This window comes from Aquimarina gracilis, from assembly GCF_035285365.1.
GTDB lineage: Bacteria > Bacteroidota > Bacteroidia > Flavobacteriales > Flavobacteriaceae > Aquimarina > Aquimarina gracilis.
The window spans coordinates 93,497-117,747 of the sequence record NZ_JAYKLX010000011.1 but is presented as its reverse complement, the minus strand read 5'-3'; the positions used below and the strand labels follow the sequence as shown (position 1 = coordinate 117,747).

General features: G+C 33.9%; 24 protein-coding genes. 10 read left to right on the top strand and 14 right to left on the bottom strand.

The window, feature by feature from the left end; translation table 11 throughout:
* Positions 1 to 83: 83 nt before the first annotated feature.
* Positions 84 to 2,144 carry a S9 family peptidase gene (locus tag U6A24_RS21315; RefSeq protein WP_324182050.1) on the bottom strand — a complete coding sequence of 687 codons (2,061 nt, stop codon included), beginning with the start codon at positions 2,142 to 2,144 and terminating at the stop codon, positions 84 to 86.
* Positions 2,145 to 2,350: 206 nt separating this feature from the next.
* On the opposite strand from U6A24_RS21315, the gene U6A24_RS21310 reads away from it, so the two are divergent.
* A complete protein-coding gene (locus U6A24_RS21310; protein ID WP_324182049.1) occupies positions 2,351 to 2,677 on the top strand; it encodes a YbaB/EbfC family nucleoid-associated protein in 327 nt (108 codons plus the stop codon).
* A 34-nt stretch (positions 2,678 to 2,711) separates the two neighbouring features.
* A complete protein-coding gene (locus U6A24_RS21305) occupies positions 2,712 to 3,164 on the top strand; it encodes a thioredoxin family protein (protein ID WP_324182048.1) in 453 nt (150 codons plus the stop codon).
* 56 nt (positions 3,165 to 3,220) lie between these two features.
* Here U6A24_RS21305 and U6A24_RS21300 read toward each other — a convergent pair whose 3' ends face one another.
* Positions 3,221 to 4,324: an OmpA family protein gene (locus U6A24_RS21300; protein WP_324182047.1), complete on the bottom strand. Its 1,104-nt coding sequence runs from the start codon at positions 4,322 to 4,324 to the stop codon at positions 3,221 to 3,223.
* A 373-nt stretch (positions 4,325 to 4,697) separates the two neighbouring features.
* On the opposite strand from U6A24_RS21300, the gene U6A24_RS21295 reads away from it, so the two are divergent.
* The gene (locus tag U6A24_RS21295) at positions 4,698 to 5,018 is read left to right on the top strand and encodes a YegP family protein (protein WP_324182046.1); all 321 of its coding nucleotides are present in this window, start codon (positions 4,698 to 4,700) and stop codon (positions 5,016 to 5,018) included.
* 39 nt (positions 5,019 to 5,057) lie between these two features.
* On the opposite strand, the gene U6A24_RS21290 is transcribed toward U6A24_RS21295, so the two are convergent.
* The gene (locus tag U6A24_RS21290) at positions 5,058 to 6,098 is read right to left on the bottom strand and encodes a threonine aldolase family protein (RefSeq protein ID WP_324182045.1); all 1,041 of its coding nucleotides are present in this window, start codon (positions 6,096 to 6,098) and stop codon (positions 5,058 to 5,060) included.
* A gap of 124 nt (positions 6,099 to 6,222) precedes the next feature.
* Here U6A24_RS21290 and U6A24_RS21285 point away from each other — a divergent pair, with 124 nt between their 5' ends.
* The 4 genes from U6A24_RS21285 (at position 6,223) to U6A24_RS21270 (ending at position 10,679) form a co-directional block, all read left to right on the top strand.
* Complete coding sequence (locus U6A24_RS21285) at positions 6,223 to 7,959, top strand: helix-turn-helix domain-containing protein (protein WP_324182044.1); 1,737 nt, start codon at positions 6,223 to 6,225, stop codon at positions 7,957 to 7,959.
* A gap of 125 nt (positions 7,960 to 8,084) precedes the next feature.
* Positions 8,085 to 8,282 carry a hypothetical protein gene (locus tag U6A24_RS21280; RefSeq protein ID WP_324182043.1) on the top strand — a complete coding sequence of 66 codons (198 nt, stop codon included), beginning with the start codon at positions 8,085 to 8,087 and terminating at the stop codon, positions 8,280 to 8,282.
* A gap of 317 nt (positions 8,283 to 8,599) precedes the next feature.
* Positions 8,600 to 10,309, top strand: a complete 1,710-nt coding sequence (locus tag U6A24_RS21275; RefSeq protein WP_324182042.1) for a helix-turn-helix domain-containing protein — start codon at positions 8,600 to 8,602, stop codon at positions 10,307 to 10,309.
* A gap of 169 nt (positions 10,310 to 10,478) precedes the next feature.
* Positions 10,479 to 10,679 carry a hypothetical protein gene (locus U6A24_RS21270; RefSeq protein ID WP_324182041.1) on the top strand — a complete coding sequence of 67 codons (201 nt, stop codon included), beginning with the start codon at positions 10,479 to 10,481 and terminating at the stop codon, positions 10,677 to 10,679.
* An 84-nt stretch (positions 10,680 to 10,763) separates the two neighbouring features.
* On the opposite strand, the gene U6A24_RS21265 is transcribed toward U6A24_RS21270, so the two are convergent.
* From U6A24_RS21265 to U6A24_RS21215, 11 genes are all read right to left on the bottom strand, one after another.
* A complete protein-coding gene (locus U6A24_RS21265) occupies positions 10,764 to 12,896 on the bottom strand; it encodes a peptidase domain-containing ABC transporter (protein WP_324182040.1) in 2,133 nt (710 codons plus the stop codon).
* Between the two features lie 4 nt (positions 12,897 to 12,900).
* A complete protein-coding gene (locus tag U6A24_RS21260) occupies positions 12,901 to 14,148 on the bottom strand; it encodes an HlyD family secretion protein (protein ID WP_324182039.1) in 1,248 nt (415 codons plus the stop codon).
* An 87-nt stretch (positions 14,149 to 14,235) separates the two neighbouring features.
* Entirely contained in the window at positions 14,236 to 14,409 is a 174-nt protein-coding gene (locus tag U6A24_RS21255; RefSeq protein WP_324182038.1) for a class IIb bacteriocin, lactobin A/cerein 7B family, read from the bottom strand.
* 39 nt (positions 14,410 to 14,448) lie between these two features.
* Entirely contained in the window at positions 14,449 to 14,628 is a 180-nt protein-coding gene (locus U6A24_RS21250) for a class IIb bacteriocin, lactobin A/cerein 7B family (protein ID WP_324182037.1), read from the bottom strand.
* A 222-nt stretch (positions 14,629 to 14,850) separates the two neighbouring features.
* Entirely contained in the window at positions 14,851 to 15,045 is a 195-nt protein-coding gene (locus tag U6A24_RS21245; protein WP_324182036.1) for a hypothetical protein, read from the bottom strand.
* 140 nt (positions 15,046 to 15,185) lie between these two features.
* Positions 15,186 to 15,350, bottom strand: coding sequence for a hypothetical protein (locus tag U6A24_RS21240; protein ID WP_324182035.1), 165 nt, complete (start codon positions 15,348 to 15,350; stop codon positions 15,186 to 15,188).
* Positions 15,351 to 15,634: 284 nt separating this feature from the next.
* Positions 15,635 to 15,844: a hypothetical protein gene (locus U6A24_RS21235; RefSeq protein WP_324182034.1), complete on the bottom strand. Its 210-nt coding sequence runs from the start codon at positions 15,842 to 15,844 to the stop codon at positions 15,635 to 15,637.
* A 258-nt stretch (positions 15,845 to 16,102) separates the two neighbouring features.
* A complete protein-coding gene (locus U6A24_RS21230) occupies positions 16,103 to 16,291 on the bottom strand; it encodes a hypothetical protein (RefSeq protein ID WP_324182033.1) in 189 nt (62 codons plus the stop codon).
* A 265-nt stretch (positions 16,292 to 16,556) separates the two neighbouring features.
* On the bottom strand, positions 16,557 to 16,739 hold the full coding sequence (locus U6A24_RS21225) for a hypothetical protein (protein ID WP_324182032.1): 183 nt from the start codon (positions 16,737 to 16,739) through the stop codon (positions 16,557 to 16,559).
* Positions 16,740 to 16,784: 45 nt separating this feature from the next.
* On the bottom strand, positions 16,785 to 16,976 hold the full coding sequence (locus tag U6A24_RS21220; protein WP_324182031.1) for a hypothetical protein: 192 nt from the start codon (positions 16,974 to 16,976) through the stop codon (positions 16,785 to 16,787).
* 160 nt (positions 16,977 to 17,136) lie between these two features.
* A complete protein-coding gene (locus U6A24_RS21215) occupies positions 17,137 to 19,548 on the bottom strand; it encodes a zinc-dependent metalloprotease (protein WP_324182030.1) in 2,412 nt (803 codons plus the stop codon).
* Positions 19,549 to 19,645: 97 nt separating this feature from the next.
* Between U6A24_RS21215 and prfB the strand changes: the two genes are divergently transcribed.
* From prfB to U6A24_RS21200, 3 genes are all read left to right on the top strand, one after another.
* Positions 19,646 to 20,741 (top strand): peptide chain release factor 2 gene (gene prfB / locus U6A24_RS21210; RefSeq protein ID WP_324182029.1). Its coding sequence is split into 2 segments (ribosomal slippage): positions 19,646 to 19,708 and positions 19,710 to 20,741, totalling 1,095 coding nucleotides; the frame shifts between segments, so codons are not numbered across the junction.
* A 121-nt stretch (positions 20,742 to 20,862) separates the two neighbouring features.
* Positions 20,863 to 21,207, top strand: coding sequence for an arsenate reductase (glutaredoxin) (gene arsC, locus U6A24_RS21205; RefSeq protein ID WP_324182028.1), 345 nt, complete (start codon positions 20,863 to 20,865; stop codon positions 21,205 to 21,207).
* A 338-nt stretch (positions 21,208 to 21,545) separates the two neighbouring features.
* On the top strand, positions 21,546 to 24,005 hold the full coding sequence (locus U6A24_RS21200) for an outer membrane beta-barrel family protein (protein WP_324182027.1): 2,460 nt from the start codon (positions 21,546 to 21,548) through the stop codon (positions 24,003 to 24,005).
* Positions 24,006 to 24,251 lie beyond the last annotated feature (246 nt).

Genomic DNA, 24,251 nt, shown 5'->3' with positions numbered 1-24,251 from the left:
TTGTTGTTTTTTGAATTTGTGAGATAAATTTGGGGGTCACAAATTGCTATAAAAACGCTACGAAGTTACATTAATTTTTTTAATTACTCTTTTATACCTTCCAAATCCAAAACAAATGCATATTCTTCGGCTACTTCTTTAAGAGCTTCAAACCTTCCTGAAGCCCCTCCGTGACCCGCATCCATATTGGTATGTAATAGTAACAAATTATCATCTGTTTTTAATTCTCTAAGTTTGGCTACCCATTTTGCCGGTTCCCAATACTGCACTTGAGAGTCGTGTAAACCTGTAGTTACAAGCATATTAGGGTAATTTTGTGGAATAACATTATCATAGGGTGAATATGATTTCATATACTCATAAAATTCCTTTTCATTGGGGTTTCCCCATTCATCATATTCACCGGTAGTTAAAGGAATACTATCATCAAGCATTGTAGTTACTACATCAACAAAAGGAACGGCAGCAATTATCCCATTATAGATTTCGGGTGCAATATTTATAATTGCCCCCATTAACAATCCACCTGCAGAGCCACCCATCGCATACAAATGGTCTTTTGAGGTAAAGCCTTGTTCTATTAAAAACTTAGAACAATCAATAAAATCGGTAAAGGTATTTTTCTTTTTAAGCAGTTTTCCATCTTCATACCAACCTCTACCCAGGTACTCACCACCCCGTACATGTGCGATTGCATAAATAAAACCTCTATCTAACAAGCTTAATCTTACAGAAGAAAAATAAGGATCCACTGTAGAGCCATAAGAGCCATATCCATATTGTAGTAATGGATTATTTCCATCTTTTTTGATTCCTTTTTTATACACCATTGATATTGGAACTTTGGTTCCGTCTTCTGCAGTGGCCCAAACTCTTTCTGAAACGTAATTGTTTTTATCAAATTGTCCCCCTAAGACTTCTTGCTCTTTTTTGATCTCTTTCTGTTTAGTTTCCATATCAAAATCGATCACCGAATTGGGAGTGGTAAGAGAATTGTAAGCATATCTTAGGGTTTTGGTATTAAAATCTGGATTAGTACTTACATAAGCTGTATACGTTTCATTATCAAAAGGAAGGTAATAATCTGCAGAACCGTCCCATTTTTTTATATTAATCTTGTTGAGCCCGTTTTTTCGTTCACTAACTACAAAATAGTTCTTAAAGATTTCAATATCCTCGATCAAAACATCTTTTCGATGCGGAATTACTTCTTGCCAGTTTTCTTTAAGGGTATTTCCTTCTGAAACCTTCATTACCTTAAAATTCTTGGCCTCATCTGCATTGGTTAATATGTAAAAATCACCGTTATAATGGGCAATACCATATTCCAGACCTCGTACTCTGGGCTGAAATACTTTGAATTCACCCATAGGATCATCTGCCTTTAATATTCTATATTCGGTAGTTAGCGTACTACTCGATCCTATGACCAAAAATTTCTTGGATTTTGTTTTATAGACAAAAGTGTAAAACGTATCATCCTTCTCATCATAAATAAGAACGTCTTCAGAAACTGAAGTATTTAAAGTATGTCTGTAAATTTTATTAGACCTTAAAGTTTCTTCATCCTTTTGGGTATAGAATAGTGTCTTACTATCTGCTGCCCAGGTGCTGCCTCCTGTTGTTGTTTCAATAGATTCGGGATAGATTTCTCCAGTTTCGAGATTTTTGATACGTATCGTATATTTTCGCCTGCTTAATGTATCAACTCCAAAAGCTATTAATTTGTTATCGGGACTCACACTTAGGCCTACCATTTTATAATAGCTATGCCCTTCGGCTTCCTTATTGCAATCAAAAAGTATTTCTTCTTTAGCCTCTAAAGTTTCTTTTTTTCGGGAATATATAGGATAATCTTTACCCTTTTCAAATCTGGTAATGTACCAATATCCATTCAATTTATATGGTACCGAAGCATCGTCTTCTTTAATTCTTGCCTTCATTTCTTCAAAAAGAGAAGACCGAAAGTCCTTTGTATGAGCGGTCATTCTATCATTATACTCATTTTCATGCTTCAGATAATCAATAACCTGGGGATCCTCACGATCATTTAGCCAAAAATAATCATCGGCTCTAACATCTCCATGTTTTTCAAGATTAGTTGTTTTTATGTTGGCTATCGGGTATTGAACTTTTGTTTCCAATGCTTTTCTTAATTATTTTTATGTGAAGTTGCAAAAGTAATTGAAACTTAGAATATAACACATAGAGTTTGCATCTATTTCTTATTTTTTTAGCCTTAACTAATATCAACTTGCCTTCATGGTTCTTATTCATTTAATGACCTTCCTTTGGCATATAATTTACAAAATGGTAATTTTGCTTTATTAATTTTAAAAATAGATATGCCATGTTTGGAGATATGATGGGAATGATGGGAAAACTCAAGGAAGCTCAGAAAAAAGTTGAGGATACAAAAAAAAGGTTAGATACTGTTTTGATAGACGAAAATAGCTCTGACAATTTACTCAAAGTAACCCTTACAGCGAATAGAGAAGTTAAAAGTATAACTATTGCAGACGAGTTGTTACAGGATAAAGAACAATTGGAAGATTATTTAGTTTTAACACTGAACAAAGCTATAACTAAAGCTACACAAGTAAATGAAAGTGAATTGGCTGCCGCTGCAAAAGAAGGAATGCCCAATATTCCAGGGTTAGGAAAATTTATGGAATAGTTATTGGTATATTTTATACAAAACTGGTAGTGCTATGAAATACAGATACATCTTTTTGTTTTTATTTCTTTCAAATTTGGTAGTTTTTTCTCAAGAAGAAAAAGAATCCTTTTGGGTTTATGATCTGACGGAAGCCAAAGAAATTGCTAAAAAAGAAAATAAAACCATTGTTTTGTATTTTACAGGAAGTGATTGGTGCAGACCATGTATGATGCTAAAAGAAGATTTTTTTGGGAGTTACAAATTTAGCAAGTACAAAAACTCTTTCGTTTTTTTATATATCGATATTCCCCGGGATCAAGATTTACTAACTGAAAAACAAAAAATTGAAAACTATAAAGTTTTAGATCTTTATAATAAAGCAAAGACTTTTCCTTTAATTTTTATGATAAATCATAAAGGTAAAATTCTTGATCAAATTTCAGGTTATAGTTCTTTAAGAGACCCTAGTTATCATTTTGACTTATTAAGCAAGTTTACCAAATAAAAAAAGCCCGATAATTATTATCGGGCTTTTTTATATAGTAGTTGGTTTTGTTTGAATTACTGAATTAATCTAAATTCTGTCCTTCTGTTTGCAGCATGTTGTCTTTCTGTACAAGTTACGCCATCTGCACATCGATTTTTAAGCCTCGTTTCTCCGTATCCATTAGCTACCAATCGGCTTCCGTTTACACCTTTCGAAATTAAATAAGTAACTACCGCTTGAGCTCTTCTATCAGAAAGGTCCTTATTACTGGTTCTAGATCCTCTTGAGTCTGTATGAGAAGCTATTTCCATTTTAGTTCCTGGGTTGTTTGCTAGCACAGGCATTAATCGAGTATCGATTATGCTCTTGGCCTGTGCTGTTAAAGTGGCACTTCCCAAATTCCAATTGATTGGTAAGGCGGAATACTCAACCAACGAGCACTCTACTTCTTTCCATGTGGTTAATCCTCCTTTTTGAGATAACACTTCTTTGGATACTTCTTTATAAGTAGCTGGCACTACAACTTCTTCAGTGTATGCATCTTTAACCAAAACCGTTTTTGTTACTGTTCCATATTCTGCAGGAATCTCCTCTTCTACTACTCTCGCTGGTTCTACTAAGACTCTTTTTGTAAATGTACCTGTTTGTTCTGCTATAGCAGAACTTTGTGTAGAAGCGTCGGATGCCAAAGTTTTGGTAGATACGGTCGTAAATTCAGCTGGATATCCTTTATAACACCAATATCTACAATCATCGGGATTACTAGACGCACAATCTGGTGCTGGTGCTCCCAATTCCCATTGAGCATACGCCGGTTTGATTTCTACTGTTTCAGATCCATTAGCTAATTTTGCAGGGATCACTTTTAGTGTTGAAGCTCTTTGCTTTTTAACAAAAGTAACAGTTGTTGTTTTGTACTTTGCCGGAATCACAGTTAATTTTTTGGATGCTTCTTTAACGACCACTTTTTCAGTTACCGTTTCATAGGTTGCTGGATACGTTTTAAGCTTTCTGTATTCTGGTGTAATCATTACCTTTACAGTTTGATTCTCATAAACATCTGGCGTAGTACACCTTACATAACATTTTCCTGGTTCTGGGTTTTGTGGAAGATCTTGTTGTGCATTAACGTTTGCAATGAGCAATATAAGAAATGCTCCTAATATAATTTTTCTCATAGTTGATGGTTTTATGTGTAAAAATTTAACATTATTATTAAAGTAAAATTAGCCCAAAGCATACTGGCAATCATATTTTGAAAGGCTAACAATTTTGTTTTTTTCGATAACATGTTTTTTTTTTCGATAAAACACATTGAAACCGACAACTATGTATTTTATCATACACCAATTCGCCCTGTTACTGCGCATTATTATTACGGAAAACCATAACGATGCAGAAGATTCTTTGTTAATAAAATATGTGTATTGCTTTTTAAAAATGTGTAGAGTTTCAATATAAAAGAGAAGGTTAAATGCAATTCATTTTTCTTTCTGCTATTAATTATATATTTTTAACATAATCAAAAAAATTAACTAAAAAACTGACAATATGTTTGAACTCAAAAATAAGGAAGGGGCTAGCTTTCATTTTACGTTAAAAGCAAAAAACGGGCAAGTAATCTTAAGCAGCGAAGTTTACAATAGTAAGGCCGCTGCCGAAAACGGGATTGCTTCAGTTAAGAAAAATGCGTCAGACGATGGTAGATATGAACGTAAAACCGCAAAAAATGGTAAGTTCTACTTTAACCTAAAAGCTGGAAACGGACAAGTAATAGGTAGTAGTCAAATGTATTCTTCTGAGTCTGGTATGGAAAATGGAATTAACTCTGTTAAAGAAAATGCTCCAGGAGCCGATACAAAAGAAGTATAATTTTTTAAGTGTATAATTTATAATAAACCTTAAAGCTGTTCATATGCGTTGAACAGCTTTTTTTGTTTTAAAAGACATTAGTACTTCCAAAAAATACTCATGCATTTTTTGAGTATAGTCCAAATGTGTTACAAATCGTAACTTGCCTTGCCCCATACCATAGAAATGAATATCTCTGGCTCCCATTTCTGAAATAAATCTTTCTTCATCTCCTTCTATCGTAAATATCACAATATTGGTATCTATGTGTTCTACTTTTTTCACAAAAGGCAATGTTAGCAATACATCACCAATCTCTTGGGCTCTTTTATGATCTTCTGCAAGTCGATCGATATGATTTTCGATAGCATAAACCCCGGCTGCAGCCAAATAGCCAACTTGTCTCATTCCGCCACCCAATATCTTTCTTACTCGTATAGCATTTTGCATGATTTCCTTATTCCCCATCAATACCGATCCTATTGGTGCGCCCAATCCCTTACTTAAACATACCGAAATGGTATCAAATACTTCTCCGTATTGTTTGGCCGTTTCTCCTTTTGCTACCAATGCATTCCATAATCGTGCACCGTCAAGATGGTATCCCAGATTATGGGCATCACAAACTTTTCTAATTCTTTTTATTTCCTCGAAATCATAACATGCTCCACCCCCCTTGTTGGTAGTATTTTCAACACAAACCAGACTGGTTAACGGGCTATGATAAAAATCGGGTGGATTTATAGAAGTTTCCACTTGTTTTGCTGTAATCATACCTCGATTACCTTCTATTAACTTACATGAAACTCCACTATTAAAAGAAACACCTCCTCCTTCATAATTGTAAACATGTGCATATTGATCGGCAATAAGCTGTTCTCCTGGTTGTGTATGCAATTTTATGGCAGCTTGATTGGCCATACTTCCCGAAGGGAAAAACAACGCCGCATCTTTACCAAACATAGCCGCAAGCTTACTTTCTAAAGCATTTACGGTAGGATCTTCTTTATAAACATCATCCCCCACTTTGGCAGTCATCATAGCTTCCAGCATTTCTGGCGTGGGTTTGGTAACTGTATCGCTTCTAAGGTCTATTTTCATTAATTGTAATTATAATAAAACGGTATATTATTTGAACATAAATTTCAACTTATAAAAATAACACTACTTTTGCGATTAGCAACAACTAATCGACCTAAAATAATTCTTTTCATAAATACCCATTATGTACAAAGTTTTTGTTTATTGCTTTTTTATAAAAGCCCTGCTCTTTTCTTCAATTACCAATGCACAAAATTTTAAAGACTCTATAAAAGGAAAAAGTTTTGATGAACTCTACAATGTTTATAATCAATATAAGAACAAGGAAAACAGCAAAGCTGAAATTGCGATCATTGAGTACATTGCAAAAGCCAAGAAAAAAGGAGATACCCTGAAATTAATGAATGGTTTTTTAAAGTATTCGTACATAACAGACCTTGAAAACAGGCTTAAATATTATGATAGTATTATTTCTTTCACCAAAAATAACCCTATCGGTGACCACCCTGCCTCGGTCTTTTTTCTGAGAGCAAAGCATTTTTTATATGAAGAGAGAAATATTGAAAAAACTATTGATAATCTAACCGAAGCACGTAAATATGCTAGTGCAAACAATAACACAAATCAATTATATGGTATAAACTATTTGATGGGAATTGTTAAAAGCGAGCATCTCAACGAAAAAGAGGAGGCCATATCAATCTTTAAGGATTGTGCACAATTTTATGCTAAAGAAACCGAAGAAATCCATAAATACCAGTATTTATTTACGCTACATGTTCTAGCCGAAACGTATATAGGTCTGAAAAAACAGGACTCCGCAACTTTTTATAATAATTTGGGATATAAAAAGGCATCTAGTAGTAGTTCAGATTTAAATATGATGAAAGCATATTTTTCTCTTTGCGAAGGGATAAACCAGTATACCAAACAACGATATTCTGCCACAATCGATAGTATCAATAAAGCGGTATCAACACTGATACTTGTTGGAGACAAAGCTAATACCATTGATAGTTATTTCTATTTAGGGAAATCTCATTATGATCTGGGTGATAAGGAAACGGCTATTGTCTATTTCAAGAAAACCGATTCAATTCTAGAAACTTTAACATCTATTCCACAATACAAGCATGTAAAAACATATGAATACCTAAAGGATTACTATAAGTCTAATAATGATCTACAAAATCAAAATAAATATCTGGATAAATTAAACTCTCTGCTTGACAATTATCTAAATGACAAAATTTTTATCAGCACCAAAGTTAAAGAGGATTATGATGTCCCATTATTATTAGAAGAACAACAAGTATTAATTACGCAACTTAGTAAAAATACCAATACCTATTTATATAGTATTACCATATTGGCACTATTGCTCTTAACCTCTGGTAGCCTGGTGTACTATCAATACCGAAAAAAACAAGGGTACCGATTACGTTTTGAAAAATTAATGGAAGAGCAAAAAACCAATTCAAAATCCGATCCTGTTAAAGCAACTAAAGCTGTTGATACCGAAAAAGTTTTAAAAGTACCCGAGAAACATGTAAATTACATTTTAGAAAAATTAGATGTGTTCGAAAAAGAACGAAAATACCTTACCGTTGGTTTAAGTTCTCAATCATTGGCCGATGATATTGAAACCAATGTGAAATATTTATCCAGAGTAATTAATCATTTCAAAAACAAAACATTTACTAACTATGTAAATGAATTGCGTATTGATCATGCCGTTCACGAATTAAAAGAGAATACTACATTACAAAAATTCACCATAAAAGCAATAGCCCAGGAAATGGGTTATAGTAGTGCTGAAACATTTTCTAATGCTTTTTATCGACAAGTGGGCATCAAACCTTCCTATTTTATCAAACAACTGGAGAAAACAAAAAAAGACAAAAAAAATACTGACCACTAAGTACTTAATTTAAAAAAAAAACTCGAAATTCTAGAATTTCGAGCAGTCATATCATTATCCTTAGTAGTAAATGATAGTTTTTGTATACTTTGGCCGAGAAATCTTAAACTAAAAAAAACAGGAATATGAAAAAACAAATCAAGGGCAAAAAATTAGAACTTAAAAAATTTCAAATTTCCAAATTAGAAATGAGCAATGTCTCGGGAGGTGGTATTGTATCAATTATCCATAGAATAACTACTGGTAATGGTGGTGGTGCAAGTGGGGTTTGTTTCACAAATTCATGGCTTGGTTGCGCTGAAGAAGGTGAAGGCCCGATGTAGTTATATAACCTTTAAATAATGCTAGATAGGCGAAAAGAAAATTTGTATTAATTACATGTACTATATTAAACACCACATTTCTCAAAAAGGGATGTGGTGTTTTTATATTTATAATACTTGTGTTAAGCATAGCCTTATGTAATTGAGAATACCAGATTTACCTTCCTAAAAAATAAGGATATTAACTCCTCTATCTCATTTATGTAGTCTGCTTTCATAATTTGGATCATAGAGCATTTACGACCACCCCATAAAAAATACTACTTTTGTGAATAACAAAAAGTTACCTACAATAAACTCATCGTCATAAAGTAATCATGCAAAGAAACTATATATACTGTTTTTTATTACTACTTCTATTTTTTTCGAATAAACTAGAGGGGCAAACTTATGTAGATACCTTACAACAAAAAAGTTATGATGAGCTTATTGATATTTTTGCCCGTTACCAAAAGACAGATTCTGTAAAAACAAAACAGATCGCCAAAAGTTACTTGGCAAAAGCAAAAAGAGAAAAAAAACCGCTACGAATGGCAAGAGGGTTTTACCTTCTTTATATCGTCGACAATGATATAATATATTTGGATAGTATTATAGATGTTACCAAAAACAAACAAGATTTACATTATCCTGCATATGCCTACTTTTCGAAGGCACAATTTTTTTTATATCAAGAAAGAAACATTGAAAAGACACTAAACAACCTCAACGCTGCGCGTAAATACGCAAAAGAAAACGATAATACGAATTTGTTGTACAGAATAGATTACCATATTGGTGCTATAAAAAGTGAGCATTTAAATGAAAAGGAAGAAGCTATGGCTATTTTTAAAGAATGTGAAAAATTTTATGCCAAAGAGATTGAATATAGTCATCAATACCGGTATCTGAATACATTACACGCCATCGCAGAAACGTATATCGGTCTTGAGAAAAATGATTCTGCTACCTACTATAATAATTTAGGGTACAAAACAGCTTTTAAAAATAAAGATACAGCAATAAGTAAAATGAAGGCCTACTTCATATTATGTGAAGGAATTAATCAATATACTAGAAAAGAGTACGGGGCTTCAATTGATAGCATTAACAAAGCCCTTCCCACAATGTATGGAAGTAAAACTAATGCTATCGACAGTTATTTTTATTTGGGCAAATCGTATTATGATTTAAACAACAAAGAAAAAGCTATAAGGTATTTTATAAAAACCGACTCTATACTAGAAACACTAAATTCGATCCCGCAATATAAACATGTTAAAACCTATGAATATCTAAAAGATTATTACAAGGACAAGAATGATTTACCAAATCAAAATAAATACCTCAACAAGCTGAATTCGGTTCTTGATAATTACTTAAACGATCAGATATCTATTAGTAAAAAAGTAAAAGAAGATTATGACATTCCCCTTTTACTTGAGGAGCAACAGGTCGTTATAAAAGAACTCAATAAAAGTAAAAGCACCTATCTATCAAGTATCTGGATCCTGGTCTTGTTACTACTAATTCTGGGAGTGCTTTTATATTATCAATATAGAAAAAAACAAGCATATCGATTGCGATTCGAAAATCTTATCCAAGATCTTAAGACGAGTACAAAAAATAATCAAACCAATAAGAAACTATCCATCGATAAGACCAAGACACAGGATATACCCGAGAAACATGTTAATTATATTTTAGAAAAGCTTAATGAATTTGAAAAAGAACGGGGGTATCTTACGCTTGGTATAAGCTCTCACTCATTAGCACAAGAGATGGAAACCAATGTAAAATACTTATCCAAGGTAATCAACCACTATAAAAACAAGACCTTCACTAACTATGTAAATGAGTTACGTATTGATTATGCATTAAAAGAGCTGCAGGAAAATGTACTATTGCGAAAATTTACGATAAAAGCTATAGCCAATGAATTTGGATATAACAGTGCCGAAACATTTTCTAAGGCTTTTTATAAGCAAGTACAAATTAAACCTTCGTATTATATTAAGCAATTAGCAAAGGTAGAAAGTGACATTTAGAATAACTGACTTACACTATTTGGATTAGTTATTTAAAACACTCTTCAGATAAAAAAATTACACGGAATTCTCGAATTTTGTGTAATCCATTACTCAATTACATCCTGAACACAAGGGTTTTACATACCTTAGTTGTCAAACTTACAAGTAATAATAAAAATTCAACACAATGAAAAAAAAGTCATTTAACCCTAAAAAACTTACATTAGAAAAGTTTGAAATTTCTAAATTGAACCTTACACATTTTACCGGAGGATCTTATACTATCGGTGTTGATAGTGGTGTAAATCCTGTATGTGGTAGCAATCCATGCTACCCTCTTACTGTAACACGAAGAAATGATCGAATTTTCACATTAGATGAACATTAAAATTAAATACGGAAAGTTGCACTCTAACTCAATTTGTATTTAAAAAAAGCATCTAAATCATGATTTAGATGCTTTTTTTAAATATTATACCGCCACGGCTTGAACTCCAGGTATAGTAACCTTTGAAAGTTGCCCATTTTGTAATGCCACCACCTGATCTGCCATAGCAATGGTATCGGGTCTATGCGCAATAATGATTCTGGTAATATTTAATTTTTTTACGGTTTCATTTACTACAGACTCTAACCCCACATCTAGATGAGATGTAGCTTCGTCCAAAAACAATATTTTTGGTCTTTTGTATAATGCCCTTGCCAGTAACAAACGCTGCTTTTGTCCACCAGATAAACTACTTCCCATATCTCCTATTAATGTATGATACCCCATTGGCATTTGGATAATATCTTGGTGTATCGCCGCCATTTGCGCACAGGACTCAATCCATTGTTGATCAAACTCTGGATCAAAGAAGCAAATATTATCAGCTATACTACCAGATAATAGTTGATCACTTTGCATCACGGTACCAATCTCATTTCTATAGATTCGTAGTCCTACTTTTCTTATATCGTATCCATCAATAAAAATGCCTCCGGTCTCTGGTTTTAATAAACCCAACATAATCTTCATTAATGTAGTCTTTCCACAACCAGAAGCTCCAATTATAGCTACTGAACTCCCCTGCTCTATCTTAAAGTCAAGGTTTTGAAATAGGTAGGGCTCGTTATCTGAATATCGAAAACTAATGTTTTCTAAGCTCAATTCCCCCTTTACTTGTGGTAATTGGCGCTGACTCTCTATATCTTTTTCGGGCTGGGTAAGAATAATATCTCCCAAACGTTCCATATGCAACGAAAGCATCTTGAATTGTATAAACTTGTTTACCAAAGCTGAAGCTTTTTCTGTAAACTGTCTTTTGTAAGACATAAAAGCATATAACATACCTATCGTCATTAAGCTGTCTATGACTAATGAAGCTGCCAGGTAAATCACAATAATGTTTTCCAACCCAAACAAAAATCCATTAATTGCATTATATCCAATTTCCAATTTTCCTATACGTATGCCAGCATTCATGGTATCTGCATAATAGTTGTGCCAAACGGTTTGTCTTTGACTTTCGTTACCAAATAATTTGACACTTTGAATTCCTCTAACCGTTTCCATGAAGTTAGAATTCTGTTTGGCATCGGCTACAATGGCTTCTTCTGTTAATTGTCTATAAGGTTTATACAAGACCAACCTAATGAGAATATAGACTACAACGGCTACCGATACAATCAAAGCTAGCTTAACGCTGTAAATAAACATCATAATCAATAAACCTATTGCCATGATTCCGTCTACGATTGTTTCAATAAGACCCGTAGTGAGTAGTTGTTTTACATCTTCCAGAGATCTGAATCTGGAAATAATATCGCCTATATGTCTTTTTTCGAAATAACCCATAGGTAACTTAAGTAAATGTCGAAGCAGATTTGCGGCCATTTGGACATTAAGTTGTGTCCCCATATATAGAATTACAACTCCGCGTAATGCTGTAACAGCTAGATTTACCAATTTCATTAAACCAAAGCCCAACGCCAAGATAAGAAGTAAATCCAGATCACGACTAATTATCACATCATCTACCACTAACTGCATATAAAAAGGACTGGCAATAGCGAATACTTGCAATAACAAAGAGAGTATCAAAATTTGTCCAAGAGCTCCCTTCAACCCTGTTATTCTGGTCCAGAAATCTGATAATTTTGCTTTTTTGGCTATTTTTTCGGGTATAAACTCTGCAGTAGGTGTTAATTCCAGAGCCACCCCTGTGAAATGTTTTGAAACCTCATCCAACTTTAAGGTTCTTACCCCAACGGCGGGATCATGAATGGTAATGTTATTTCCTTTTACCGATTTAAGTACTACAAAATGATTCAGATCCCAATGCAGTATACACGGTTTTTTTAACTGTGACAACTCTTCCAATTCTAAACGCAATGGCCTTGAACTAAGATGCAGACTGTCTGCCAGTTTTATTAGACCTTGCAAAGTAGCACCCTTGGAGGAGATTGAATACTTGCGACGTAACGCATTTAGATCCACCTTATGCCCAAAATAGTTGGCAACCATGGCTACAGAAGCCAATCCACATTCTGCTACCTCTGTTTGTATGACTGTTGGCAATCGTTTTCTTTTACCAAAGTTTAATAAACTTACTGGATTCTCCATATGTTTATATTTTTCCTTTTAAACTATAAATAGGCTCCAAAAGCCATTCTCCTAAACTTCGTTCTTCGAGAATAATGTCTGCAGCAACAGACATACCCGACTGCAATCTCATTTTCTTTCCATATGCATTAATGTTTTGAACATCCAAAGCAACTTTTATTCGATATACGGGTTCTTGCATTGCTACAGGTATTGAAGCCTCGTTGGGATGAATAACAGCTTCTGCGATTTGTACAATCTTACCCTCATATAACCCATACCGTTGATAAGGAAAAGCATCGTATCGCATTAGCACAGTTTGATCTTTTTTTACAAATCCAATGGCTCTTGACGGTAAAAACAACTCTGCATGCAAAATGGTATTTTCAGGTATCACTGTTAATATAGGAATTGCAGAAGAAACGTTTTGTCCTATATTAACCTGAGTAGAGGTTATATGGCCATTAACAGGTGCCTTAATCATATAGGACCGGCTATTACTAAGTTCTATAAGACGTTCCTCTAATTGCCCGAATTGCTGTTGTAGTTCTTGCAATCGATTACTTTTTCGCAATGGTGATTGTTCTAATTGTTTTTGAATATTTGCAATCTCTGTTTGCTTGTTTATTTGTAATCGCTTTGTAGCATCTATGCCTGTTTTAGCATTAAAATAGGCATTTCTTTTTATTAAAAGTTCATCCTCAGATACAAGCCCTTTTTCTCTAAGTGTTTTATATCTTTCCCATTGATTTTTTATGAGTTGAAGTTGTTCACCTTGACTTTGTAATTGTTGTCTTATTTGATAATATTCGCTATTATGATTTGCGAGAATTACAGTTAAACGGTTACTTTCACTATCCAGAACCTGAGTTTCATCTATTATTCGTTGTTCCAGATTTGCTTTTTGTTCTTCTAAACGAGTAATTAGTTGTTGGTTGATACTAAGACTATCTTTTGTTCCTCTTTCGGTAGTCACTTCTAAAAGGTTTTGTCCCTTGGTTACTTTTTGTCCGTCTGTGATATATTTTTGATCGATAATACCATTAAAAGGGGCATATACGCGTACCAATCCTTTATCTGGCACCAGGTAACCCGCCACGGTCTCGCGGCGGGCAAACTTACCAAATAATAATAGAGCTCCCACCATCGCCACCACTAACATTATAGAAACAGTAAATATCCAAAAGGATATAGGTCGTATTAATAGGACTTCTCCCAATAATCTTTGTGTATTGTTCTTTATAGCTTCTTTACGAAATAATGATGAACTCATGATTCATGTATTTGGTTATACTCTTAGTTACTTATAAATGCAACAAACTATTCACTAGAGTGTGAATAGTTTGTTTATAAGCATTAGTTAATCTGCGCTACATTGGTCATTATGTCCAGATTCAGATGCTTGATCTTCGGCTCCTGAAGCCATTCCGGCAGTAACACCAATTAAAAACAAATCAACCAAAACAATACCTACAATAACAGGTACTACTCCTCCACTTACCGCTTGTACTTCATTAAATTTTAAATCTCTCATTTGTGTAAATTTTTAAATTGTTAAACTTTGTTTTTAATATTAGTCTGTACTACTACATTGGTGATTGGCTTCATGCTCTCTTTGAGCCGCTTCTCCAATGATTTCACCAACAGCATGACCCGCAGTAAGAACACCAGCAACAGCAACAATGGCTCCAACAACGGCAGGAAGGATACCTCCTGACACATTTGTAATCTCATTCAATTTTAAATTTCTCATTTTGATAATTTTAATTGTTAAACTTAATTTTATCATCAAAGCGCTTGATACTACAAACATAGAGTAAGAAGGAAGTTGGCTACAAAAGGATATACTGAGTATTCACGAATATCGATCGATATTCGTGAATTTCGTTTTTTTATAAGCAAAGGATATCTATGAATGCTATCGAAGCGGAGAAATTATTTAAAAAAAATCACCTAAAACCTTATAAACTTGATTTTATACGTTAGGTCTCGTTATAACCTCGCATCTCATAAGCATATTAGATTGACCTGTAGGACTATCTGTTGGGGTAGTTGGGTGTGTATTACATGTAGGCAGACAAGAATCAACAACCCCTCCATTTACTTTTCTCATTTCGAGACTAGTAATGGTACATTTCTTTAAATCCAGTTTTTTTCGTTTATTTTTCATGATTTATGTTATTAAAATTACTTCTTCAAACTATTATATAGAAGTAGGTTGGGTAGGGTGTTCGTTTTACTAATTATGCAAAAGATTACATACGGATCCCTTTATAAAGAATCCGTATGAAAATCTTTCTTTTCAAGAAATTAACAATTTCCAGTTGCTGTACACATCATATCAGTAGTCGCATTAATTGCATCTTGATATGCATCAGGAAGTTCATTAATAATTCTTCTTGCATCATCCCAAAGATCACCTAACCATCCTGCTCCGTTTACTTCTTGTACTTCTTCTAATTTTAAATTTCTCATTTGTGTAAATTTTAATTATTAAACTTATTTTTCATCAATGCGCTTTGATGGCACAAACATATGGTAACAAAGAAGTTGAAAGCAAAGGATCATCTTGGGGATTCCAGAATTTCGATCGAAATTCCAGAATTCCGATTTTGTTTGTCTTAAAAAAGAAATCTAGAAATGATTAAGTATAGAAATTCCTTAATGAAATAGTTTTATATTCATTTATAAATAAAAAATCGTCTGGAAAATGAATTCCAGACGATTTAAATAAATTAAGAAAATGACTAGTTACATAGTTATGACCCACATACTGTTGGCAAACTATTAACAGGAATCGTATTATTACAATATTGATATGTCAGACCACTGGGATAACAGTCTATGCGTAGGCTATCCGACATATCTGTAAAGGTATTATTGTTTCCCGTATTAATGTTTCCTCCTTTCACATTGTTAAGCTGTGAAATATTCATTTTTTTCAGACTTAGTTTCTTCTTAGTTTTCATGATATTCAATTTTATGTTATACAAACATCAAAGCGCTCTAATAAAGCAAACATAACGCGACCATTCAAACAATAGCAAATGGTTATCATTACTATTTATGAATTTCGATTGTTTTTCGTGAATGTTGATTTATTTTAATAGTGCAAAAAAACGCCTAAAAGTTTTCAGACGTTTTTCCTGTAATTCCCGATACTTGATACTTACAAATCAGCTATAAAATGTAAACCACGTAAATAAAGAATTACATTAAAGATTTTATTAAACACAATGCACGCAACTTGTAGGAGAATCGGAATAACATACGCCTCCTCCTCCAACTGGTTGCTCAGATGGACCTCCTTCATCAATCGTTACAGTACGAAACTGATACAACATTTCACCCCCTTTAATAATACTTAATTGTGCAATACTCATTTTTTTCAAACTTAACTTCTTTTTAGTTTTCATGATATTCAATTTTATGTTATACAAATATCAAAGCGCTTCGATAGAACAAACGTAAGATAACCTATTAGGAAAGCGCAAATAGTTACTATTGCTATTCGTGAATTTCGATCGTTTTTCGTGAATTTAGATTTATTTCGGTACTACAAAAAAAATCGCCTAAATAAAATTCTAGGCGATTTCAACAGGATCTTCTATATATCGTAAACTCACAAATCAGCTATAAAATGTAACAACGACATAAGAAAAATCTCAAACAGGTTCTTTATTAAACACAATATATGCAACTTGTTGGTGTATCAGAATAGCAAATACCCCCGCCACCAACGGGTTGTTCGGATTCACTTCCACCGGTAAATTGACGAAACGGATCGATTATTTGACCTCCTTTTATAGTATCTAATTGAGCAATGCTCATTTTGTTTAAGCTCAACTTCTTTTTAGTTTTCATAATATTTTATTTTGCTTTACTACTCTTCTATCTTGAACTAAGCGATTAACATTCTACAAAAGTTAACCGAACTGTTGGATTGCATACAGGTTCCTTGGTATATGCATAATCACAAAGTATTGGACTTGTTTCCCTGGCTGTAATTGTAAACAACTCATCGATGTTACCACCACCAGTAGTTTGATTAAGCTGACCGATTGTCATTTTCTTCAGAATTAACTTCTTTTTAGTTTTCATGATATTCAATTTTATGTTATACAAATATCAAAGCGCATTGATAACGCAAACATAAACCGCTAAGTAAATGAGTAACAAATAAATATAACAAGCATTCCAGAATTTCGATCGATATTCCAGAATTTAGAGTAAACCAGTAATAAAAAGAAGTCGAGTTTTTTTAAAACTCACATCTAAAACTACCTATTGGAGACCCATCGGGAATCTTTGGTGAAGGCAATACCTTAAATTCTGCCGGTTTTTTAAGAAAGTTTTTGATTTCCATAATCAGGTATTCATTATAAATTTTGTCTAAAGGATCTGTTGTCTTCACTTTTAGACGAGACAGTAGTTCGTTAATTTTTGCATATGTGATAGCATTTACCTGTGGATATGCACTTTTGTTTCTACTAAGGTTCATCAAGTGTTTTAAAACATTGGTTTTCACAACATATTGAATTTCTTTATGATAACTATTCTTTGATTTGTTTTCAAAAGAAAGATCAATTAGTTCCTCCAACATTTCTACAAGTCCCAATTGGTTTTTGTTCAGGCTTTTTTGTTGCACTAGTCTTGATGCTCTTTCTGGATGTAATAATAAAGATAAACTCATATCACTTGCAGTGGCAGCGACACTTATAGCATCAAAACCAACACCTGTTTTTCCTTTAAATGATTCTCTGGTTCTATAATACCCAAAAGCTCTTGGAGGGAATAACTTTAATTTATCTTCAGGAATTGCCAAAACCTCGGGAGTTAACGTATTAAGAACTTGCTGTAGCGCTTGTCTTTGTTTTTTTGAATCTGTAACATCAACTATAGTTTGTTTCCCTCCTTTAACCGCATAATTATAATTTAAGCCCCCTATCAACTTCACTGTAGCCTCTGTTTGATATCGATGAAAAAAATATAGAGGCACAAAAACATCCTCTAAAACCGAATAAGGTTCATTACTTCGGATATTACCTTCAGAAAAATTACGAATTGCAAACTCTCTAACACTTAACACATTTTTGAGTTCTTCTGTTGCATTTTGTCCATTATCCCATAGATGAGCCAATTCATGAGCACCTCCAACCGGTCTGGCATCACTATCAGAAATAAAACGTAATCCTGATTGATAGGCAGCACTTAAAATGTTATTAAGCGCTTCTTTTTCATTAGTTCCTTTTGCAAATTCCGAATAGCTATAGGCAACCGTTACTTTATCCCACTCTCCTATTTTGGTATCATATGCATTAGAAAGATCAATGCTATCATTTTTTAAAGTCACAACCGGATGAGGGTAATCCATCACCGAAGCTCTATTGTTTGTACTCGCTGCAAAATTATGAGCAAAACCTATGGTATGACCAACTTCATGAGCCGATAATTGTCGAATACGCGCCAATGCCATCTCCAACATGGGCTGGTAGTTACTATCCCTATCTTTAAACGGTTGATTTAATAACGCTTGCGCAATCAAAAAATCCTGTCGAATTCTTAAACTACCTAAACTTACATGTCCTTTTAATATTTCGCCAGTTCTTGGGTCTACAACACTGGCACCATAGCTCCACCCTCTTGTAGACCGATGTACCCACTGTATCACATTATATCGTAGATCCATTGGATCCGCATTTTCGGGTAGCATTTTTACTTGAAAAGCATCTTTAAACCCAATGGCTTCATAGGCCTCGTTCCACCATCTTGCACCCTCTAATAAGGCTGATCGAACAGGTTCTGGCGTACCAGGATCCAAATAATAAACAATAGGCTCTTTGGCTTCACTTATAGCGAGAGTAGGATTTTTTTTCTCTAATCTATGTCTAATAATATAGCGCTTTACAATAGGATCCTGTACCGGTGTAGCATAATCCATATAAGAGATAGAGATAGCTCCGCTTCTTGGATCGAATTCTCTTTTTTGATAACCATCGTCTGGCAATTCTACAAAAGAATGATGTTGGATTACGGTCAAAAGCTTCGAATTGGGAGCGACAGATTGTATATTCTGACCTTTGGCCGACCCCTTATAAGTTATAAGAGCTTCGAATTCTACATTTTTAGGAAAAGCTTTGGTTCTTTCCAGGCTCAATGCGCTTTTTTCTTTATCGACTTTGTACGTTCCTTCATTCTGATATTTTAACCGATCTATAATACCGTGAGTATCCTGAAATAAAAATGACGTAATGTCAATAATGTATTTGCCAGACTTTTCTTCTTTAATAGGAAATCCAAATAAAACTGATTTTGCAAAAGCTTGTTCTACACTTTTTTTCTCCAAATTATTATCAGTAATAGCACGATATCTTTGATTAGGTTGAACAAGCAATAACTTATTTCCTGCTTTTTGAAATTTAACCACAACTCCGTCTCCTATTTGGCCTCTGTCCAAACCAATATCATTTGACCCCAAACCCGTTGCCAAAGAATGAACGTATAAAAATTCAGCATCCAACTCATCTACCTCCAGATATATTTCATCTTTTGATTCATTATAGAAGAAATTAAAATATCCATTAAAAGTCTTTAGGTTTTTATTACTTTCCAAAAATTGTGCAGAAATTATACTTGAGGTCGTCAAGAATAAATAAAAGAGAAGCCTTTTCATAGTTGATGTTTATGTAAAATTTTTAAAACTATAAAATAATCGAAAAAATGTTTCTTACTGAAGTGTTAAATCATATTTTTGTCCTAAAATACATAAAATGATCAATACTGAGACTTTACAAGATCTTAGAGAGCGCCTGGTTGCGTTAAGGAGGTATCTTTGACATTGATGCCAAACTTATAGAAATTGCTAACCAAGAAGAAAAAACCTATGCTCCGGATTTTTGGGATAATGCCCAAGAAGCAGAGAAGTTAATGAGAACCCTGAATGCTGAAAAAAAATGGGTTTCAGATTATGAAAAAGGAGTATCCCTGGTCGACGATCTCGAAGTACTATACGAATTTTTTAAAGAAGGAGATGCTAGTGAAGACGAAGTTTCTGAACGTTATGAAGAAACAAAAGTCTTTATTGAGAATCTTGAATTTAAAAACATGCTTAGCGATGAAGGAGACAGCATGAGTGCAGTTTTACAAATTACCGCAGGAGCGGGTGGTACCGAAAGTTGTGATTGGGCAAGTATGCTAATGCGTATGTATCTTATGTGGGCCGAAAAGCAAGACTTCAAAGTAAAAGAACTTAACTACCAAGAAGGTGATGTTGCAGGGATTAAAACAGTAACTTTGGAGATTGCGGGAGACTATGCTTTTGGTTGGTTAAAAGGTGAAAACGGCGTACATAGACTAGTGCGAATCTCTCCCTTTGATAGTAATGCAAAACGCCATACCTCGTTTGCTTCAATATATGTATATCCATTGGCCGATGATAGTATTGAGATAGATATTAATCCTTCGGATTATGAAATTATTACGTCAAGATCTAGTGGTGCCGGAGGTCAAAATGTAAATAAGGTAGAAACCAAAGTACAGCTTACCCACTTCCCTACCGGAATTCAGATTTCATGCTCAGATTCTAGGTCCCAACATGATAATCGAGAAAAAGCGCTTCAAATGCTTAAGTCTCAATTATTCGAAATGGAACTTAAAAAAAGACAAGCGCAACGCGATGAGATCGAAGCTTCCAAAATGAAAATTGAGTGGGGCTCACAGATACGTAATTATGTTATGCATCCTTATAAACTGGTAAAGGATGTTCGAACTGCCGAAGAGACCGGTAATGTAGATGCGGTAATGGACGGCAATATCGACCAATTTTTAAAAGCCTACCTTATGATGATGGGACAGAAGGAGACGTAAGTTGTTAGTTGTTAGTTGTTAGTTGTTAGTTGTTAGTTGTTAGTTGTTAGTTGTTAGTTGTTAGTTGTTAGAATTTATAAATTACTAGTCTCAATTCATAATTCTTAATTCTTAATTAAAAATGACCATAATATATCATAATCCCAGATGTCGTAAATCAAGAGAAACTCTGGAGCTATTAGAACAAAATAAAGAAGAGATACGTATAATAAAATATCTAGAAACGCCTCCTTCAAAACAAGAACTTGAGGATATTATTGATCTTTTGGGAATCGCTCCTATCGATTTAGTAAGAAAAAACGAAACCATATGGAAAGAAAATTTCAAAGGAAAAGAATATACTAATGACGAGGTAATAAAGATCATGGCAGAAAACCCAAAACTTATAGAAAGACCTATTGTAATCAAAAATAAAAAAGCGGTTATTGGTCGACCTCCTCAAAAAGTGTTGGATATTCTTTGGTAAACTACCTCGGTGCAAGCCCAAGACATGTATGGGAAGTTAAATTTGAAATTTCGAGGCAAACTTCCTTCAGCATTAAAATTTCGCCGTGCCTGTTGGCAGGATTATCGAGTAAATACTTAATTACTAATTGGGGACAATCAAAATTATTTTTTAGCAAAAAAATAACATTTGTTGGATTAAACCTTTTTTCAGAGAAACGGTCAAAAATATAACAACAAAAAAGAGATACAGCTGTATCTCTTTTTTGTTTAATAAAATAGGAAAAACATTTAACAAACAATTAACCGCTTTGTTGTACCTGCTTAGATACTTTTGGTTCGATTTCATAACTTTTTAAGATGACAAGACTTTTAATTATTGCTTTTTTTATACCCACACTTCTACTGCATTCTCAAAGAGGAGATTTCCCAAGTGATCCCGTTAAAGTGTCGGGAATCGTATTAGACCAAGATACCCAAGAGCCTCTTGAGTATGCTACCATCTCATTTTTTAGTCCAAGATTGCAAAAAATTATTACTGGAGGTATTACCGATCAATCTGGTAAGTTTGCTATAGAAGTTAATCCCGGAGTTTATGATATCAATATTGAGTTTATTTCATTCAAAACCAAAACACTTTCTAAACAAAAGGTATTGAAGAACATTGACTTAGGCACCATCATGTTAGGTTTGGATACTGAGACCCTAGATGATGTGGTTGTCATTGCCGAAAAAACTACTGTAGAAATTAAACTTGATAAAAAAATATATAATGTTGGAAAAGACCTTACTGTAAGTGGTGGTACGGTAAGCGATGTTCTAGATAATGTACCATCGGTATCGGTAGATGTTGAAGGAAATGTAGCGCTGCGCGGAAACGATAATGTAAGAATTCTGATCAATGGTACACCCTCAGGATTAGTGGGGTTGAATAGTACAGATGCGCTACGACAACTACCTGCTGAGGCTATTGAAAAAGTAGAAGTTATCACTTCTCCTTCTGCCCGTTATGATGCAGAAGGAACAGCCGGAATCCTTAATATTATACTACGTAGAAGCAAACTTCAAGGTCTTAATGGAGCCATTACAGTAAATACGGGTTATCCTAAGACTGCGGGTATATCTGGTAACCTTAACTATAGAACTGGAGATATCAACTTTTTTACCACATCAGGATATAATTATCGCGAAGTCCCAGGAAATTCGTTAACAGAGACACGATTTTTAAACATTGATTCTGAAGGTACAGACAACCCGGATACTTTTCTTACTGAAGCCCGTAATTTTGACAGAATCAGAAAAGGTATCAATACCAATACAGGTATAGAATGGTATATTAATGATAGTTCTTCGGCTACAGTTTCTTTCTTGTACAGATCAAGAGATAATGAAAGTAATACCACCAATATTATTACCGAACCCGATGTGAATGGAAATATTTTAAGCCAAAACACCCGATTCGATCCAGAAATTGAAGATGATGTCACCAAACAATACTCGTTGAATTACATAAAAAACTTCAGTGATAGTGGTCATAAATTAACCTTTGATTTTCAGGTCGAGGATAGCAATGAAGATGAACGTTCCCGTATTACTCAAGAAAATATTTCAACCATAGAATTAGTCAACACTACAGAAAATCAAGAACGAATTCTTTTGCAAAGTGATTATGTTCTACCTATTGGTGAGAAAACACAATTTGAGTTGGGATATCGAGGAAATTTTAATGTACTCGACACAGATTTCCTTGTTCAATTTGATAATAATGGAGTTATTACGACAGACACAAACCTATCAAACAACCTAATATTTACTGAACGTATCAACGCTTTGTATTCTCAATATGGAAGCAAAGCAGGAAAACTATCCTATTTATTAGGAATGCGATTAGAAGATACTCGCATTACTATCGATCAACAAACCAGTAATGATTTTAATCGAAAAAAATATACAGATTGGTTTCCAACGATAAATCTTGGCTACGAAATTTCGAAAAAACAAAGTTTAACCCTGGGATATAATAGAAGAATAAGAAGACCCCGTTCCAGGTTTGTAAACCCTTTTCCTTCGCGATCCAGTGCCACTAATTTGTTTCAGGGAAATCCAGATCTTGATCCTAGTTATTCTAATGTATTTGATCTGGGATATCTAAACCGAATGGGAAAATTGACCTTGAATACTTCGATATACTATAATCGCTCTACTCAAATTTTCACTTTCGTTTCTGAAGATACGGGCGATACGGTTTTAATAGGAGCTGATGAAAACAATGAAGGAACCGAAGTACCTGTAATACGAAGAACCCCCATCAACCTCACGAGTTCTGAACGTTATGGATTCGAGTTCACCCTTACCTACAACCCAAATAGAAAATGGAGATTAAACGGTAACTTTAATGCCTTTCAAAATAGTGTGCGTGGTGAAAATAATGGAGAAAATCTAGATGCCGATATTTTTAGTTGGTTTGCACGAATAAATAACAAACTCACTTTACCTGCCAAAATTGATTGGCAAACCAGTATTTTTTATCGTGGGCCCAATGAAAATGGGCAAACCAAAAGTGAAGGTATTTTTAGCATGACGCTGGCTTTTAGCAAAGATCTATTCAAAGAAAAAGCTTCGCTTACCTTTAATGTAAATGATGTTTTTAATTCTAGAAAAAGAATTAGTACTTCTACCACTCCAACTTTTATATCGGATAGTGAGTTTCAATGGAGAGAACGAAGTTTCAATCTTTCATTCACCTATAGATTTAATCAGAAAAAGAAAAGAGGTCGTCCACAAAGAGATTTTAATGGTGACGATGAATTTGAAGGATAATAAAAATGTTGTAAACAAAAAAAGGAAGTCAATTGACTTCCTTTTTTTGTATTATATATTAAGTTATGCTTGCTCTTTCGCTTTACGCTTTGATTCTCTCCACATCTTGAAATTTTCAATATTCGCTCCTATAATCCAATAAGGAACTACGAAAGTCAATAAAAAAATCATTAACCAAAAACCGATGGTAAGTATAGTTAAAAAGGCCAAAAAACCAAGATACTGATCAAATTCAAACATAACGAT